Here is a 16,300-nt window from a genome sequence, read left to right on the forward strand (position 1 = left end):
CAATGCGAATCTTGTTGCTGGAGGATGAAGAATCGATACGGGGGTTTGTCCGCATTAATCTCAGGCGCAACGATATGATCGTAACCGAGGCGGAAAACGGCGAACAAGCGCTTGCTTGCGCTGAAAACGACGGACCGTTCGATATCGCGCTGCTTGATGTCATGCTGCCTACAATCAGCGGGTTCGAAGTATGCGAGCAACTCAGAGCGCGATATCCCCGGATGGGTATCATCATGCTGACGGCGAAGTCGCAGGAAGAGGACAAGATCAAGGGATTGGAGCTAGGCGCCGACGATTATGTGCAGAAACCGTTTAGCCCTGGCGAGCTAGTCGCGCGGATCAAGTCGCTCTATCGTCGGATGCATGCGGAACCGCAGCCGGTGACCGCGGTAGATCGAGAAGCCGTTTCTCAGGCGGAATCGGCTGTTGCATCGGAATCAGCAAGCGCCATTGACGGAGCATTGACTCAATCCGACAGTAAGACAATTCCTGAGGAAAGCTTGCCGGTCCGTATCCAAAATATCCTGAGTCCGTCCGATGAGGTCGTCAGCGGTCCGTTCCGCCTGTCGGTATCTCAGCGGCGGTTATGGAAAAACGGCCAGGAGATCGTGCTCACCCCTACCGAGTGGGCGCTGGTAAGGCTGCTTATGGAGAGCGCGGGTAAAAGCGTGAGCAGGGATCATATTTTGACCGAGGTATGGGGTCGATATTATGTTGGCGATCTTAAGGTTGTGGACGTCAATATCCGGCGCATTCGGCAGAAGTTAGAAGAAAGTCCTTCGGAACCGGCGTTCATCGAGACGGTCTGGGGGTTCGGTTATCGCTGGAGACGGGGAGCTGCGGAATGAGAAGCATTAAGGCGAAGATGGTATGGAGCTATCTGCTGCTGATTGCGCTGGTAGTCGCGGTGCTGGGAGCAGCATTCGTCATACTCATCTGGAATTATTATTACGGCAGCGCGCAGAGCTCCGTGAAGCAGCGCGCCGAATCTGCCTTTACGCAGCACAGCCGGTCGCTGACTTCGCTTAGTCTGCATGACCAGGCCGATTATTTGCTTCAAAATATGGCCGACGGCGGTCCCACACGAATCCAGCTGCTCAGCAGCGAGGGCGAACTGCGTATTGACTCGGACGGATTCGCTCCCCGCATTCGCTATTCGTCGGCCGACGTTAGAAGCGCAATGGCGGGACAAACAGGCACTTGGAGCGGCGTGGATCCTTATTACGGCGAGCGGGTGACATCCGTCACGGTTCCGCTGCGCGGGGATACGCGCGTCGTTTCTTTGCTGCGGTATACGTCGTCGCTGGAGCGGGTAGACAGCATGGTGGGGCAGCTGATCCAGATGGCCGTCATCACGGGAATATCCGTTATCCTGTTGTTTCTGGGCTTAAGCCTGTTCCTGGCGCAGCGCATCGTGGGACCGATTCAGGAATTGAAGCGGGCGGCGAGGTATATGGCGGAGGGAGATTGGACGAAACGAGCGATGAAACGCAGCGGGGACGAAATTGGACAGCTGTCCGAGACGTTTAACGTGATGGTGAGCGAGCTGAACAAACGGGAGAAGCTCAAAAATGATTTTATATCGTCGATATCGCATGAACTGCGAACCCCGCTTACCTCCATCAAGGGTTGGAGCGAAACGTTGAAGGAAAGCGAGCCGGACCGCGACGACGAAGAGGTCAAGCTCGGGCTCTCCATCATTAGCAAGGAAACGGAACGGCTCACCGGTCTTGTCGAGGATCTGCTGGACTTCTCCAAGCTGTCCGCAAGCTCTATGGAGCTGCACACCGAGGTGCTGGACTTGAACGGCCCTGTCAAGGAAACGGTCAGACAGTTGGCCGTGCGGGAGGAAGGGACGCGAGTGAAGCTGATGGCGTCTTACGCGGCGGGACCGATTGTCGTCAGCGGCGACGCGAACCGTCTCAAGCAGGTCGTTATTAATCTCATCGACAACGCGTTCAAGTTCACGCCTCCGGGAGGGACGATTCGTGTGGCGACTACAGTATCGGAAGAGTTGCACGTGGCGCGGGTGACGGTTTCGGATACGGGATGCGGGATTGAAGCGGAGGATCTGCCCCATGTTACGGAGAAATTCTACAAAGCCAGCTCCGGTCAAGGCGGATCTGGCCTGGGGCTGGCGATTTGCAAGGAAATCATAGAGCTGCACGGCGGCGAGCTTCGTATCGACAGCGAACGGGGAGCGGGAACGATCGCGACGATTACGATACCTTATAGTTCGTGTTCAAAAAGTTCGGTTCTCAGTGCCGAGAAGATTGAATGAAGCTAGGACCTGAGGAGCGGAGCGTAGTGGAAGCTACGTGAGCACCGGAAGGTTCGGCTGAATTCAATATTCGACGTCGAGTATGCATCTAGAGTTACTTCGTAATGGGAAGCGGACTTTTTGAACAACCTCTTGCACGCGGGAGCAGTCTACTCCTTAAAGAAAAGCAGCTTCCGATTGGCTATGACGTATATGACGGCGATAATAACGCCGGCGCATAACATAATCGACAGCCAGTTGTCGCGAAGCCATGCAATCCACAATGGCATTTCAGACATTTCGTTCACCTCCGATGTTGATATTGTTTTACTGCACGCCAAGCCGAATCTCTTGCGGGAGGATCGGCTTTTTTGTATTAGTGTGCGCTGCAATTGCCAACTCCATGCGGGGTACCCGTTGACAGTCTGCCCGTGGAAATGTTAGGATGAATGCATCTAATTCATAGTTAACTTATAGGAATTATTATATATAGAATTTTGGTATTGGAGGAATGGTCATGGAGAAGCAATTGACTCTTAAGCATGGAGATCTGGATCTGCAAGCTACCCTGCATTATCCAACGAGAGGACATCATCTGGACGAGAAGCGTCAGGCCATCGTCATATGCCATGGATTTATCGGCAGCCGGGTCGGCGTTGACCGTCTATTCGTAAAGGCGGCAAGGGAGCTTGCGGCGCAAGGCTCCTACGTGCTTCGCTTCGATTATGGCGGCTGCGGAGAGAGCAGCGGGGACTACGGAGCGCTCGGCTTCAATGCCATGATCGATCAGACGAGGACGGCCATCGATTATGTGTATGGAATGGATTGCGTGGATCCTTCGCGTATCGTATTGCTGGGACACAGCCTGGGAGGCGCCGTCGCCTTGTTGACCGCGGTGAAGGATAAGCGGGTCAAGCGGCTTATCATGTGGTCAGCCGTCGGATATCCGTTTACCGACATCGTTCGAATTGTCGGGAAGGCCGGCTATGACGAGGCGGTCACGAAAGGCAGAACCGACTATGCCGGTTACTCTCTCCAGACTGTGTTCTTCGAATCCCTGATGGAGCATCAGCCGTTCCAATCGGCGACACGTTTCGGCGGAGAGGTGCTGCTTGTTCATGGCACGAGCGACGAGCTCATTCCCGTCGACTACAGCTTCCTGTATCAGAAGGTCTTCTGGACGAGAAGCGAGGGGCTGTGCGACAAAGAGATTATTTTCCAGGCGGGCCATACCTATTCCTCCAAGCAGCATCAGGAAGAGGCGATTCGCGTGACCGCGGAGTGGCTGTCAGGCCTCGACCGCAAGCAGCAGGATTGGCTTCACTGGTCGATTTGACGGAAAAAAGATAATTTTTGTCGAGACATCTCGCCCTAACCTGTGCTTAAATAGTAGATAGACGGTAAAAGATTCTATGATTACCAACTTTCTAGCAGAGGCGGGTTATTCATGAACAACCGATTGCGGGGAAGTCTCGCAGCTATGCTTGCGGCTACAATCGTGATGACGGCAGCATGCGGCGGCAGTAATGCAGCTCCCGTTAACGTACCGCCGGAGCCGACGGCTTCTCCGACGATGGAAGCAACTCCAATTCCGACTGCTGCGCCGCTTCCCTACACAGCGCCTTTATCCGGCATCGGACTTGCGCAAGAGGCAAAGTTTAGACCGATGGCCGTTATGATCAACAACTTCTCCGCGGCCAGACCGCAGTCCGGCTTGACGGGAGCCGACGTCATCTGGGAAGTGCTCGCCGAAGGCGGCATTACCAGGCTTGTCGCGATCTTCCAAAGCACGGAGTCGCTCTCCGACACGATTGGTCCTATTCGCAGCAACCGCAAATATTTGATCGATATCGCCGACAGCTACGGAGCGGTAATGGCCCATGCGGGCGGTAGTCCCGAAGCTTATGGCATTCTGCAGAAGCAAGGCAAACCTTATCTCGACGAAATCACGAACGCAGGCTCGTACTTCTGGAGAAGCAAGGACCGCAAGGCTCCGCATAATTTGTATTCCTCGCTGGAGAAGCTTCGCGAAGGAGCCGAGAAAAAGAAGTACAGCGATGACAAGCCAGTCCCCGTCTATCAGTTCTCGGAGAACGGGACGGTCGCCGACGCGTCTGGCGCCGAGGATGCGCGCGACATTACGATCAAATTTCTGATGGACAGCTATAAGGTAGGTTATATCTACGATGAGACCTCCGGTCTTTACAGCCGGTCGATCAACGGCGAACCTCATATCGACTTGAACAACAACGCTACGCTTGCCGCGGCCAATCTGATTGTATTCGAGACAACGCACAGGACGCTTGATGATGTCGGAAGACTGTCCGTCGACCTGGTGTCGGGAGGCAAAGCCTACCTGTTCCAGAAAGGAAAGAAGATCGATATCGACTGGGTGTCCGCTCCGGACGACATGATCCGGTTCGCAACGAAGGAAGGTGCCGAGATCTCGCTGGTGCCGGGCAAAACTTATATACATATCGTGCCTAACAAGCCGGCGCTCGCCGAGCATGTGGCATGGGTACAATCCGCCAGCGCTGGATAAGCTAAGGAGGCGGAACGTTAAAAGAGGATTCCGCTGCGGAATCCTCTTTTCCTGTTATTTACCGCATAGGAAGCGTGTACGTTGAGATTTTCTCATCACAAATTACGATGGAACTATTGTGGTACGCGAAAAAATATGTTTAAATTTTTCATGGATGTTTACATTCCCTTAACAATTGTAGTGTAAACTACGTTAGGGCGAGTTACTGTCCGTCAGCGACATACCATTTTCTAGTGGATAAGGGGATTGACATGTTTAAGAAAAAGGACATTTTTTTCACAACGCTCGAAGCGATGGGCGATACTTTGGTTGAAGCCACCGAATATTTCGCTGCAGGCGTTTCGGATCTGTCGAACTTGACGGCATTCGCCAAGCGAATGAAAGAGATGGAAAGCCAGTGCGATCAATTTACGCACACCATCTTGAAAGAACTTAACAAAACCTTCATCACGCCAATCGAACGCGAGGACATCATGGCCCTCACGACCTCGCTGGACGATGTCCTGGACGGAATCGAGGCATGCGCTTCCCGGTTCGAAATGTACAATGTTCGTGAGAAGGACGAATATATTACGTTGTTCGCCGACGTTATCGTACGTTCTACTCATCAGATTCGCAAGGCGATTCAATTGCTCACGCAAAAGAAGCTGCTAGCGATGAGAGAGCATACAATCGCCATTAACGAACTTGAAAATCAAGCCGACGATCTGCTCCGCGTCAGTGTGACAAGTCTGTTCGCTAACGTAAAGGACCCGATCGAGCTTATCAAGCGCAAGGAAATTTACGAGCGTCTTGAGCAGACGACCGACTACTGCGAGGATGTAGCGAATATACTGGAATCGATCATTATGCGTAACAGCTAATCCAGAGGAGCAGGAGTCGTACACATGGAGATATATGTATTATGGATCGTCGTTTTCCTGGCGCTAGCCTTCGACTTTATTAACGGGTTCCACGACACGGCCAATGCGATCGCGACCTCGGTATCGACGCGCGCCATCAAGCCAAAGCTTGCCGTCCTCATGGCGGCAGTCATGAACTTCCTCGGCGCGATTACGTTTACAGGCGTAGCCAAGATGATCGGCAGCGGCGTGGCCAACCCGGCAGACCTGGAGTTCGGCATCGAGATCGTCATTGCCGCCTTGCTGTCTGCTATTGCATGGAACTTGATTACTTGGTGGTTCGGCATTCCGTCCTCGTCCTCGCACGCGCTCATCGGTTCATTGGCCGGAGCGGTAATCGTGGGAGCGGGTATGAGTTCGCTGAATGCCAGCGGATTCATCGATATTCTAAAAGCACTTCTTCTGTCTCCGCTTATCGCGTTCGCAATGGGCTTCCTGCTGATGTGGATTCTTAAGCGCGTGTTCGCGAAAAGCAGCCCGCATACCATCAACAAAGGCTTCCGAGGCGGGCAGGTCATTACGGCGATGTTCCAATCGTTCTCGCACGGTACAAACGACGCGCAGAAGGCGATGGGCATTATCGTATTCGCGCTAGTCGCTGCCGGGGTCCAAGAAAACACGGACCATATTCCGTTTTGGGTGCAGCTCTCCGCTGCAACTGCGATGGCGCTCGGTACCTCAGTCGGCGGCTGGAAGATCATCAAGACGATGGGTACCAAGATATTCAAGATCGAGCCGATTAACGGCTTCGCGGCTGATATCGGATCCGCTGTCGTTATCCTAACGGCAACGTTAATCCACCTTCCCGTCAGCACGACGCATGTCATTACGTCCTCGATTCTCGGCGTAGGCAGCGCGAAACGTTTCTCGGCCGTGCGCTGGGGCGTAGCGGGCAGAATCGTGGTGGCCTGGTTCATTACGATCCCGATTACGGCGGTGCTCGCGATGTTCTTCTTCTGGATCATCAAGGCATTATTTCTGTGAGCCGTACAACACTTCAACACAAACCTGCCTCTAAACGCGGTCGCCCATCTTCGAAAGGCCCCGATTGAGGTTTTCTCAACTAACAAGGGACACTCCCTCATCGTTATCCTCTCCGGACTAGACGATGATCGGAATGTCCCTTGTGTCGTTACAAATTTTTACCTTCTGCGTCTTGGGCGGTTCTGGCGTTTCACTGACGACTTCCGTCCGCTTCCACTGTTAGTGGTGCGGCGTTTGCGAGGTCGCGGACGAGACAGTCCGGAACCTCCGTTGTCGCTTGGTGCAGGCTGGGATTTCTTGCCGAAGGAGCCCATAAACACTTTCATGAGCGGAGCCATTTGGGAGACGCTTCCGACGACCTTCTGCACCTTGGTCACCGTGGAGAGGATGCCGTCCAGTCCGCCCATACGGTCAACAAAACCTTTGATCTCGGTCGGATTCGCGTATTTGAGCAAGTTTGCAAGCGAGAACCCTTTGCCGCCTCCTCCAGAGGCAGGCGGGGCAGGCAGCAAACTGTTCTGCGTCGGCGGCAAGACGGTTGGCAGCAGGTTCGACTGGCCCTCTCGCGGTGATTCCTGGTGGACAATGACGGGATAAGTCGGGTACGATTGCGGCTGATGTTGCCTTGTTGGCATGTCGTCATATTGGAAGCCGCCATGCAAGCCGCTATATGGACGGTTCAGCATGCTTTGGCCTTGTCGATGCGAGAAGCCTTGTTCGCTGACTTGCATGTTCCTTGTATCGTTCCCGTGGCTGTTGCCGCGCCCGCCAGCTCCGGGATTTTGATAAGGATTCACAACGGATCACAACCCTTCTTTTCTACTAGCTTATGGGATAGGCAAACGCTTGGATTGGACGAATGTCCCGATTCCCTAATAAATTTATAGTTATTAGCCCGTACATTCTTCCTAATTACAACGAAGGGGAACGGTTGTGTTTGAACAAACGCCGACAAAAGGATACAATAGAATTTATAGTGACTATGGGAGTGAATGCGCATGCAGCTGAAGAAGCTGAACGATAAAGCAATTGACCAACTATTCGAGGCGGTCCTTACGTTGAAGTCGGTAGAGGAATGTTACGTCTTCTTCGACGATCTTTGTACGGTAAACGAAATCCAATCCTTGTCTCAACGCCTGGAAGTAGCGCGCATGCTGGGCAAAGGGAGTACATACAACCAGATCGAAGCGGAGACGGGCGCAAGCACGGCAACGATCTCTCGCGTAAAGCGTTGCCTCAATTACGGCAACGACGGTTACAAGATGGCATTGGAGCGTCTCGGCAAATAAGGGGGCGCATCGGATGCATACACCCGGCATATTGGTCGTTAGCCACGGCTCGCGCGAGGAGAACTGGATCAAGCTTGTTGACGAAGCGGTGAATGCGGCTGCAATAGATGCCAAAGTCCCCGTCGTTTCGTCGTTCCTGGAGATCGTAGCGGGAAGGTTGATCCAGGATGGCATCGACGAGCTGGAACGGCAAGGCGTGAACGATATTTTTGTTATCCCTTTGTTTGTCTCTTCGGGGAGCACGCATGTGGACGAGATCGGTCAAGCTTTCGGTCTGCCGCCGCTGTCGAAGCTGGAGGGCGATCTGGGGACGTTCCGCGTAAATGCGCGCGTAACCTATGGGAAGCCGATCGACGACGATCCGGAGATCGCCGAGCTGCTGCTGGCGAATATTGCGGAGTTATCTACCGACCCTGCCAGAGAGGCTTTGCTGGTTATCGGACATGGAAGCAAGGAGCCCGTGTTCCACGAGCGCTGGCAAGCGGGGTTGTCCGGACTTGCGGAGCGGCTGCGCCTGCTGGGCGGATTCGGACGCGCTGCTTCTGCCATGCTGCTGCCGGATATGGCGGCCGACGTGCTGAGGATGCTTCAAGCAGAACAACGGGACCGCGAAGTAATCGTCGTGCCGTTGTTTTTGAGCCCCGGATATTTTAGCAATCACGTTATCCCTTCCAGACTGCAAGGGTTGAATTACAGATACAATGGCAGGGCGATGCTGCCCCATCCGGCTATACCCCGATGGTTAAAGGCACAGATGACGGATTGGCTGCGCGACAGCGGATACCTGACATAAGCAGGAGACAATTAAAGAGGAGGAGCGAGGTTTCGATGAAACGGGCAAGACTAATCTATAACCCCACTTCGGGTAGGGAAGAGATGAAGCGCAGGCTTCCCGACATTCTTCAGCGGCTTGACCAGGGCGGTATCGAGGCGACCTGTCATGCGACGATCGGCGAAGGAGATGCGACCCTCGCTGCGGCAGACGCTGCGGATCGCGATTACGATATGATCATCGCGGCGGGCGGAGACGGAACGTTGTACGAGGTCATCAACGGACTGGCGAACAAGCCGAATCGACCGCCTCTTGGCATCCTTCCGGTAGGCACGACAAACGATTTCGCGAGAGCGACCGGCATCCCCAAGCATTGGGAATACGCCTGCGATCTCATCATCGGGCAATATACGAGACCCATCGACGTAGGCAAGGCCAATGACCGCTACTTCATTAACATTGCCGGGGGCGGCTCCTTGACAGAGCTGACCTACGACGTGCCAAGCAAGCTTAAGACGATGATCGGTCAACTGGCCTATTATATGAAGGGTCTGGAGAAAATGACGCGTCTGCGTCCCACGGAGCTGAAGTTCGAGGCGGCCGGCGTCGGCGATTTCCATGACGAGTTCATGATGTTCCTCATCTGCAACAGCAACTCTGTCGGAGGCTTCGAACGTCTTGCGCCGGAATCCAAGCTGGACGACGGGCTGCTGGACGTCCTGCTTATCAAGCGAATGAATCTGGCCGAATTTATCAAGCTGGTCACGCTCGCGCTGCGCGGCGAACATTTGAACGATTCGCATGTTATCCACTTCCGCACGAACGAGCTTAAGGTGAAGACGCCGGATTACGTGCAGATCAATCTCGACGGCGAATACGGCGGGGCGCTGCCGTGCACCTTCTCCGTTCTACCGTCCCATCTTCGGATATTCGCGGATGAAAGCGGAGTGTCGACGTATCAGTAAAACCTCGGAACAGGGATAGACCTCACTACATAAGAACGCCGCGGCCCGTGCCGCGGACCACATAAACCTATCCGGTAGTCGCTGTGTACAGCTAGTCGCGTTCGGCTAGCTGTTTTTCGCTGAGAGGCGCGGCGCGGGTCTGCCGGGCAGGAAGAGAAGGAAGAACGGTGTTATGAAGAAAGTAAAGCAAGGACAGAAGGGCAGAGGCCAGGCAGGGGCTCAAGGAGCGAAGCCGCAGGGCGGCAGAGTGCAGGCGGGAGCCCAGAGTGAGAAGTCGCAAGGCGGCAGATCGCAGGCAGGCGGGAAACGTGGCGGAAGCGGACGGGACAAGCGTGGATCCGAGCAGAGAATGGGCTTAGACAAGCGTGAAGCCCCGGGGAGAAGTGCCGCGGTTTCAGGGACTGCCGTGGCAAACTCGGGAACGGGGCGTCGCGGGAGGGAAGCTTCCGCGAAGGCTCCGACTGGACCTTTTGCGCACCATGCGCCAGTGACGCTGGATGTCAGCGGCATGACTCATGACGGAGAAGGCGTCGGCCGCGTCGACGGTTATACGCTGTTCGTCCCCGGCGCTTTGCCAGGCGAGCGGATCAGCGCGCGCGTTACGAAGCAGAAGAAACAATACGGCTACGCCGAACTGGACGAGCTCCTAACGGCAAGCCCGGATCGGCTGAACCCACCTTGCGATATTTACGAAGAATGCGGCGGCTGCCAGCTTCAGCATTTCGATTACGAGGCCCAGTTGACCTGGAAGAGACAACATGTCATCGACAACCTGACGCGAATCGGCAAGCTAACGGTTGCGGGGGACGGGGAAGATGGCGGCATCGTCGTCCATCCTACGATCGGTATGGAGAACCCATGGCGCTACCGCAACAAGGCTGCCGTGCCCATCGGAACGGCAAGCGCGAGCGGCGAGCTGGTCGGGGGTTTCTACGAACGCGGCACGCACCGCATCATCGACATGGACGACTGCCTCATCCAGCATGATCGGAACGACGAAGCGCTGCGCGTCGTGAAGCGGATCGCGCGTTACCTGCGCGTGAAGCCATACGACGAGACGACGGGAGAAGGCGTGCTGCGCCATGTCATGGTGCGCACCGGCTTCGTCACGGGCGAGATCATGGTCGTCCTTGTCACCAACGGACAGCGTTTGCCACGCCAGCCGGAGTGGATCGAGTCGCTTCGAGCTGAGCTGCCGGGCCTCAAGAGCATCGTGCAGAACGTTAACGAGCGTAACACGAACGTCATCTTCGGCGACGAAACCCGTACGCTGTGGGGCAGCGACGTGATCTATGACGAGTTGGACGGCATTCGTTTCGCCATCTCGGCGCGTTCCTTCTATCAGGTCAACCCGTCCCAGACGATTGCCCTGTACGGCAAAGCCGTGGAGTACGCCGCGCTGACGGGCAACGAGAACGTCATCGATGCCTATTGCGGCATCGGCACGATCAGCTTGTTCCTGGCGCGCAAAGCCGGCCACGTGTACGGCGTGGAGATCGTACCGGAAGCGATCGAGGATGCCAAGCGCAACGCGGCGCTGAACGGCGTGGAGAACGCCACTTTCGAAGCGGGACCGGCCGAGGTCGTCATCCCCCGCTGGCGAAAGGAAGGCGCCACGGCCGACGTCATCGTCGTCGACCCGCCTCGCAAGGGCTGCGACTCCGCGCTGCTGGAGACGATCCTGAAGATGCAGCCGGAACGCGTCGTCTACGTCAGCTGCAACCCCTCCACACTCGCACGCGACCTTCGCGTGCTGGAGGACGGCGGGTACCGCACGGTGGAAGTGACTCCAGTGGATATGTTTCCTTGGACGAGTCATGTGGAGGCAGTGGTGTCCATACATCGAATCAATAAATAAAGGGACGCCTAAGATTTTTGCTTTACAAACATCGATTAGCTGTCTGACCTCCTAATAAGGTCGACTTTGATCACTTAAAGATGAAGTTGATTGATTATCATAATAATGATAAAATATTGTTTAGGAGGTGAGGGCATTGCCGCATATTAGACCTGTATCCGACTTGCGAAATAATTTCGCCGAAATATCAAAGATTGTTCACGAAACTCTTGAACCGGTATTTCTTACGAAAAACGGACATGGGGATATGGTTGTTATGAGTATTGAGCAGTATGAAAATATACAGTACAACAACGAGATTTTTGCAAAGCTGAAAGAGGCTGAAATCGAAGCAAATAACTCAGATGTTCGTTTTAGCCACGATGAAGTGTTTAAGCAATTAAGACAACGTTTACGTAAGGAAGAAAAGGGATGACTATATTAAACTGGAGGCCTTGCCTCCAGTTTGTTTGATTTCCTTGACAGCCAATTTGTTCCATTCTACATTTTAGGTATAGATATACATTTTTTTTAATAAATTAATTAGGTATGCAAATACCTAAGTTTGTAGAAATTCGACGCATTATTTATAGTAAACGAGATTTCGAAAAACTGTTTTGATTGGATCAACCTATGTTGACTCTGCCTACCCCACACATGTGGAGTGTTGCTCACTGTTGGTCAGGAAAGACTAATAGTTGAGGTGTATTGGCAGAAATAAAAAACCAACAGTTATTGATTATGTAATCAATCGCTGTTGGTTTTTATTTATGGAAAAATAATTCTTAGAATTCTTTCGGTTATCTCAAGATACTTATCGTTGGACAGATTTTTTCAGCAGCATAGAAAACCTCGCTGGCTGAGTGAAATTAGAATATAGCCACTGGTTGGAGGAGCAGTAAGCGCTTATTGGCGTTATACCTATGAACGGCTTCGTCTCTTTTGCTATTTCTAGTATTTCGCTTCTCAATGCTAGTAATTTAATGATAATATTTTCTGCAAGAAGTTGAGCAGGGGATGTGCGGCGGATGTATCAAATTTTAATTGTGGATGATGATGCTGAGATCAGATCGTTGATTCGCATACATTTGGAGCAGGCGGGAATGCAGGTTGCAGAAGCGGAGTCAGGAAGGCTGGCGATAGCGCGAATACAAGAGAAGGATTACGATTTAATGATCTTGGATCTAATGATGGATGATGGGAATGGCTATGAGGTGCTTCATTATTTGCATGATCACAACTCCAAGCTTCTCGTCATCTCGCTTAGTGCGAGAAGAGAAATACAGGATAAGATCGATACGCTTGGCTTGGGCGCGGATGATTATGTCACGAAGCCGTTTAGTCCAATGGAGCTGCTTGCCAGAGTACAAGCACAGCTCAGAAGAAATCGCCCCAAGAAAGATGCTCAATCTGAGATCATCAAGCTAAAAGAGCTGTCACTCGATGTCGATAATCTCATTTTGCATCACAAAGGGATACAGCATGATCTAACCTCATATGAATGCGAGCTGCTCTATCTGTTCATGACGAACCCCGACCGCATCCTGACGAAACGAGATATTTATCGGCAGGTATGGAAGCATGACAATTATGATGACAACAATTTAAGTGTGTTCATTAGAAGACTGCGGCATCTGCTTAGCGAAACGGCCGATTCGCCATACCATCTGCAGACCGTTCGCGGCGTCGGGTATCGGTTCTCGGGGGATGGACGATGAGAAGCAGAACGAAGCTATGGTTGGTTATGCTTATAAGTGTCGCGAGCAGTATCATACTGTTCTTAGTGACCATGTTTGTTTCCGGGAGCTTGTGGGACAAGGGCTACAGCTTGAACATTCTGAATACGATCTCTCAGGAGACGAGAGCACTAATATCCGAAGTGCAAGCACCCGGGAAGGAACAGATCCAGCCTATCCTTGATACGGTGCATCAGCAGCATCCTGAGCTCCGTTTGGAGTGGGTAGCTGCGGATGGAACTGTTATTTATGATACCTCGCATGAGCCGGAAAGGCGTTACGATTTCGCGGAGTTGGCGTATCGTGTAGCGAATATGCCTAACAACATGTGGGGAGAGAATGCCCCTATTACTCTTGTATATACGGAGAGTGTCAACGGCAATCCGTTTTACCTTATCCTGAATTTGCACGGCGAAGCGATGAAAATGGGCCAATTTTTCTTTTATGTTCGTACAAACGAAAGTCTGATATTTATTTTTCTGCCATTACTGTGGTTGCTGTTGCTGCCTTACTTGTCCTCTTTATGGTACTTTTCCTCGATTAATCGACGGATTGGCAAGCTGAATCATGCGCTGGCTCAGGTCGGGCTTCGCCAGGAGGTTGTTGTGCTGCACGATAAATCGAAGGATGAGATTGGCGAGCTGGCGAGACATTATAACGCCATGGCGAAGCGCATTCATGATCAGGCTGCAGAGATTGAGCAGTTCGACAGCCGCCGCAGGCTGCTGTTGTCCAATCTGTCTCATGATCTGCGAACGCCACTAACGATGATACTCGGCTATGCGGAGACGATTCGCACCCATTCATATAAGGAGGGGGATGAGCTGCAGAATCATGCCAGAATCATCCTGCAGCGCTCTCGTTATATGGACAGCTTGCTTGATCAGCTATTAGACATTACTAAGCAGGATTCGAATGTGTATGAATTCAAGCCGGTCTCAGTTTCTGTGTCGGAGCTGATAAGGAAGGTCGCGGCAGACTATTTTTTGTTTTTGGACGGGCAAAATATCGAGGTAGACGTTGACGTGCCGGAGGAGTTTGACTCAGTGGCGCTCGTTGATGCTTCGCTGATTGAGCGGGCGCTGCGCAATTTGATCGATAATGCGATTCGTTATGGAAGCGGGGGGCAGTACCTCGGCATTGCGATTGTACGGCATGAGGAATGGATATCTATTTACGTTAAGGATCGGGGCAAGGGGATAGAACCCGAGTATCTGAACCGAATATTCGAGCGTTTCTACCGAGTAGATGATGGACGCCGGGGAGAGGGCCTCGGAATCGGTTTGTCGTTTGTGCGAGACATTATGGAGCTTCATTGCGGGCAGGTGCTGGTGAGCAGCAAGCCTAATAAAGAGACGGTGTTTGAACTGCGGTTTCCCAAGCGAGCATAAGTGGCGTAAAAGGATTGATTTTGTCAAATAATCGGGGCGCTTCCGTCGAGGCGTTTCGATTATTTTTTTATTCAGATTTCATTCAGATAAACAGAAGTAAAGATGCGCTAGAATGGGCTGAATGCTATTGAGGAGGTAGATTGTATTGAATCGACGGGTTTCAATGTACTTATTACTCGTATTGTTTCTATTGATTGAACTGATTCATCCCCTTGCAGCTCACGCAGCATGGTCGAAGCCTGCGGATCAGGTGAATGCAGTGCTGAAAGGGGTAGAGCGTGGGCCAGACCGGTTTGTTGCTGTGGGTCCAAACGGTACCATAATGTATTCAGATAATAGCGGTAGTCAGTTTTCAGGGACTATTGCATCCAATACTAACGTTACACTGAATGATATTGTTTATGGCGGCGGTAAGTATGTGATTGTAGGAGACGGCGGCACAATCATAACCATAAGCTCAGGGAATGTTGCGGAGACCATAGTCGGGGCAACGACGTACGGATTGGGGTCTGTTGCGTATGGCAACGGCAGGTATGTGGCAACTGGGCAATTCTCGACGGTTACTACCTCAACGGATGGACTCAACTGGAGAAGTATAATCCTTCCGGATACAGGAGGCGCATATATATATGGCGTTTCTTACGGAGATAAATTCGTAGCCGTAGGGCAGTATGGGCAAATATGGACTTCACTTGATGGGCTGAACTGGGAGGAACGCGTGTCACCAGCGACGACGAGCTTATATGCAGTTGCCTATAATAACGGACAATACGTGGCGGTAGGGGGCAGCGTTGTTCTTACCTCGCCTGATGGTATAACTTGGACGAAGCAGGCGGATGTAGCGGGGAATTTTCAATCGATCACCTACGGGAATGGAAGGTTCGTTGCAGCAAGCTTTGGCGGCGGGTTGATTGCATCATCTGTGGATGGCGTACAGTGGAAACTGAATGAATCTGGTGTTACAAACAACCTTAATGGTATCGTGTATGGCAACAATACGTTTGTTGTTGTAGGGAATAATGTTAATCTCAGATTCGAAAATTCCTCTGTCCTCTATTTCGGTAATGGACATACAGGGGGGGCTGTGCCTTCGGACAGCAATACGTATGCAATCGGCGCGAGCGCCCTAGTGTTGAATAAGGGCAGTATGGTGAGAGCTGGATACATCTTTACGGGCTGGAATACCGCCGCGAATGGCAGCGGAACGAACTATTCAGCGGGCTCTGCAATCGCAATGGATATGGACAACGTAACCCTATACGCACAGTGGACGCCTAATCCGACGTATACGATAACATATAACGGGAACGGAAACACAGGAGGAACTGCGCCTATCGACAGTGAAGCTTATGAAGCGGGCACAGTGATTGTATTGAAGGATAAAGGGAGCTTAGTGAAGACGGGTCACACATTCGCAGGCTGGAACACGGCAACTAATGGAAACGGTACGAATTACTCGGCTGGTGCATCAACCACAATACTGGCCGATGTTACGCTTTATGCGAAGTGGACGCCTGTTCCGACGTATACGGTGACGTATAGCGGAAACGGAAGCACAGGCGGTACGTTGCCAGTGGACAGCGAAAGGCATGAAGCAGGCGAGGCAGTTATCGTTAAGGCTA

At 52.5% G+C, this 16,300-nt stretch carries 16 protein-coding genes and 2 pseudogenes; 16 read left to right on the top strand and 2 right to left on the bottom strand.

Features of this window, described 5'->3' with window-relative positions:
* The first annotated feature begins 2 nt into the window (after window positions 1-2).
* The gene (locus PAT3040_RS24495) at window positions 3-848 is read left to right on the top strand and encodes a response regulator transcription factor (RefSeq protein WP_108994738.1); all 846 of its coding nucleotides are present in this window, start codon (window positions 3-5) and stop codon (window positions 846-848) included.
* Window positions 845-2,281: a sensor histidine kinase gene (locus PAT3040_RS24500; RefSeq protein WP_108994739.1), complete on the top strand. Its 1,437-nt coding sequence runs from the start codon at window positions 845-847 to the stop codon at window positions 2,279-2,281. The genes PAT3040_RS24495 and PAT3040_RS24500 overlap by 4 nt, the downstream gene beginning before the upstream one ends.
* Window positions 2,282-2,430: 149 nt before the next feature.
* Here PAT3040_RS24500 and PAT3040_RS38965 read toward each other — a convergent pair whose 3' ends face one another.
* Window positions 2,431-2,559 carry a hypothetical protein gene (locus PAT3040_RS38965; RefSeq protein ID WP_258235136.1) on the bottom strand — a complete coding sequence of 43 codons (129 nt, stop codon included), beginning with the start codon at window positions 2,557-2,559 and terminating at the stop codon, window positions 2,431-2,433.
* Window positions 2,560-2,777: 218 nt separating this feature from the next.
* Here PAT3040_RS38965 and PAT3040_RS24505 point away from each other — a divergent pair, with 218 nt between their 5' ends.
* The 4 genes from PAT3040_RS24505 (at window position 2,778) to PAT3040_RS24520 (ending at window position 6,688) form a co-directional block, all read left to right on the top strand.
* Complete coding sequence (locus PAT3040_RS24505; protein WP_108994740.1) at window positions 2,778-3,596, top strand: alpha/beta hydrolase; 819 nt, start codon at window positions 2,778-2,780, stop codon at window positions 3,594-3,596.
* A 111-nt stretch (window positions 3,597-3,707) separates the two neighbouring features.
* Window positions 3,708-4,802, top strand: coding sequence for a DUF3048 domain-containing protein (locus PAT3040_RS24510; RefSeq protein WP_258235137.1), 1,095 nt, complete (start codon window positions 3,708-3,710; stop codon window positions 4,800-4,802).
* A gap of 251 nt (window positions 4,803-5,053) precedes the next feature.
* Complete coding sequence (locus tag PAT3040_RS24515; RefSeq protein WP_087571442.1) at window positions 5,054-5,665, top strand: DUF47 domain-containing protein; 612 nt, start codon at window positions 5,054-5,056, stop codon at window positions 5,663-5,665.
* A 24-nt stretch (window positions 5,666-5,689) separates the two neighbouring features.
* Window positions 5,690-6,688 carry an inorganic phosphate transporter gene (locus PAT3040_RS24520; RefSeq protein WP_108994741.1) on the top strand — a complete coding sequence of 333 codons (999 nt, stop codon included), beginning with the start codon at window positions 5,690-5,692 and terminating at the stop codon, window positions 6,686-6,688.
* 158 nt (window positions 6,689-6,846) lie between these two features.
* On the opposite strand, the gene PAT3040_RS24525 is transcribed toward PAT3040_RS24520, so the two are convergent.
* Window positions 6,847-7,485, bottom strand: a complete 639-nt coding sequence (locus PAT3040_RS24525) for a hypothetical protein (protein WP_108994742.1) — start codon at window positions 7,483-7,485, stop codon at window positions 6,847-6,849.
* A 201-nt stretch (window positions 7,486-7,686) separates the two neighbouring features.
* Between PAT3040_RS24525 and PAT3040_RS24530 the strand changes: the two genes are divergently transcribed.
* From PAT3040_RS24530 to PAT3040_RS24565, 10 genes and pseudogenes are all read left to right on the top strand, one after another.
* Complete coding sequence (locus PAT3040_RS24530; protein WP_108994743.1) at window positions 7,687-7,977, top strand: YerC/YecD family TrpR-related protein; 291 nt, start codon at window positions 7,687-7,689, stop codon at window positions 7,975-7,977.
* Window positions 7,978-7,990: 13 nt separating this feature from the next.
* Window positions 7,991-8,770 carry a sirohydrochlorin chelatase gene (locus tag PAT3040_RS24535; RefSeq protein ID WP_108994744.1) on the top strand — a complete coding sequence of 260 codons (780 nt, stop codon included), beginning with the start codon at window positions 7,991-7,993 and terminating at the stop codon, window positions 8,768-8,770.
* A gap of 35 nt (window positions 8,771-8,805) precedes the next feature.
* Window positions 8,806-9,714 (top strand): diacylglycerol kinase, encoded by a 909-nt coding sequence (locus tag PAT3040_RS24540; protein WP_087571447.1) that lies wholly within the window; start codon window positions 8,806-8,808, stop codon window positions 9,712-9,714.
* A gap of 172 nt (window positions 9,715-9,886) precedes the next feature.
* Window positions 9,887-11,572, top strand: coding sequence for a 23S rRNA (uracil(1939)-C(5))-methyltransferase RlmD (rlmD, locus tag PAT3040_RS24545; protein ID WP_258235138.1), 1,686 nt, complete (start codon window positions 9,887-9,889; stop codon window positions 11,570-11,572).
* Between the two features lie 136 nt (window positions 11,573-11,708).
* Complete coding sequence (locus PAT3040_RS24550) at window positions 11,709-11,987, top strand: type II toxin-antitoxin system Phd/YefM family antitoxin (protein ID WP_087568932.1); 279 nt, start codon at window positions 11,709-11,711, stop codon at window positions 11,985-11,987.
* Window positions 11,988-12,579: 592 nt separating this feature from the next.
* A pseudogene (locus tag PAT3040_RS40380) lies at window positions 12,580-12,861 on the top strand (response regulator transcription factor); the annotation flags it as partial.
* Window positions 12,838-12,940, top strand: a pseudogene (locus PAT3040_RS40385) (DNA-binding response regulator); the annotation flags it as partial. The pseudogenes PAT3040_RS40380 and PAT3040_RS40385, both read left to right, overlap by 24 nt.
* A gap of 71 nt (window positions 12,941-13,011) precedes the next feature.
* Window positions 13,012-13,269 carry a winged helix-turn-helix domain-containing protein gene (locus tag PAT3040_RS40390; protein WP_444980824.1) on the top strand — a complete coding sequence of 86 codons (258 nt, stop codon included), beginning with the start codon at window positions 13,012-13,014 and terminating at the stop codon, window positions 13,267-13,269.
* A complete protein-coding gene (locus PAT3040_RS24560; protein WP_108994746.1) occupies window positions 13,266-14,678 on the top strand; it encodes a HAMP domain-containing sensor histidine kinase in 1,413 nt (470 codons plus the stop codon). The genes PAT3040_RS40390 and PAT3040_RS24560 overlap by 4 nt, the downstream gene beginning before the upstream one ends.
* Before the next feature lie 145 nt (window positions 14,679-14,823).
* A partial coding sequence (locus tag PAT3040_RS24565) for an InlB B-repeat-containing protein (protein ID WP_146200533.1) occupies window positions 14,824-16,300 on the top strand: 1,477 nt, incomplete at its 3' end.

Origin of the sequence: Paenibacillus agaridevorans (assembly GCF_003112455.1) — a bacterium.
GTDB lineage: Bacteria > Bacillota > Bacilli > Paenibacillales > Paenibacillaceae > Pristimantibacillus > Pristimantibacillus agaridevorans.

Bases quoted from the DNA above. Each gene is read 5' to 3' on its own strand.
- PAT3040_RS24510 (WP_258235137.1), top strand. From the start codon at position 3,708: ATGAACAACCGATTGCGGGGAAGTCTCGCAGCTATGCTTGCGGCTACA.
- PAT3040_RS24500 (WP_108994739.1), top strand. From the start codon at position 845: ATGAGAAGCATTAAGGCGAAGATGGTATGGAGCTATCTGCTGCTGATT.
- PAT3040_RS24540 (WP_087571447.1), top strand. From the start codon at position 8,806: ATGAAACGGGCAAGACTAATCTATAACCCCACTTCGGGTAGGGAAGAG.
- PAT3040_RS24560 (WP_108994746.1), top strand. From the start codon at position 13,266: ATGAGAAGCAGAACGAAGCTATGGTTGGTTATGCTTATAAGTGTCGCG.
- PAT3040_RS24505 (WP_108994740.1), top strand. From the start codon at position 2,778: ATGGAGAAGCAATTGACTCTTAAGCATGGAGATCTGGATCTGCAAGCT.
- PAT3040_RS24530 (WP_108994743.1), top strand. From the start codon at position 7,687: ATGCAGCTGAAGAAGCTGAACGATAAAGCAATTGACCAACTATTCGAG.
- PAT3040_RS38965 (WP_258235136.1), bottom strand. From the start codon at position 2,559: ATGTCTGAAATGCCATTGTGGATTGCATGGCTTCGCGACAACTGGCTG.
- PAT3040_RS24495 (WP_108994738.1), top strand. From the start codon at position 3: ATGCGAATCTTGTTGCTGGAGGATGAAGAATCGATACGGGGGTTTGTC.
- PAT3040_RS24515 (WP_087571442.1), top strand. From the start codon at position 5,054: ATGTTTAAGAAAAAGGACATTTTTTTCACAACGCTCGAAGCGATGGGC.
- PAT3040_RS24535 (WP_108994744.1), top strand. From the start codon at position 7,991: ATGCATACACCCGGCATATTGGTCGTTAGCCACGGCTCGCGCGAGGAG.
- PAT3040_RS24520 (WP_108994741.1), top strand. From the start codon at position 5,690: ATGGAGATATATGTATTATGGATCGTCGTTTTCCTGGCGCTAGCCTTC.
- rlmD (WP_258235138.1), top strand. From the start codon at position 9,887: ATGAAGAAAGTAAAGCAAGGACAGAAGGGCAGAGGCCAGGCAGGGGCT.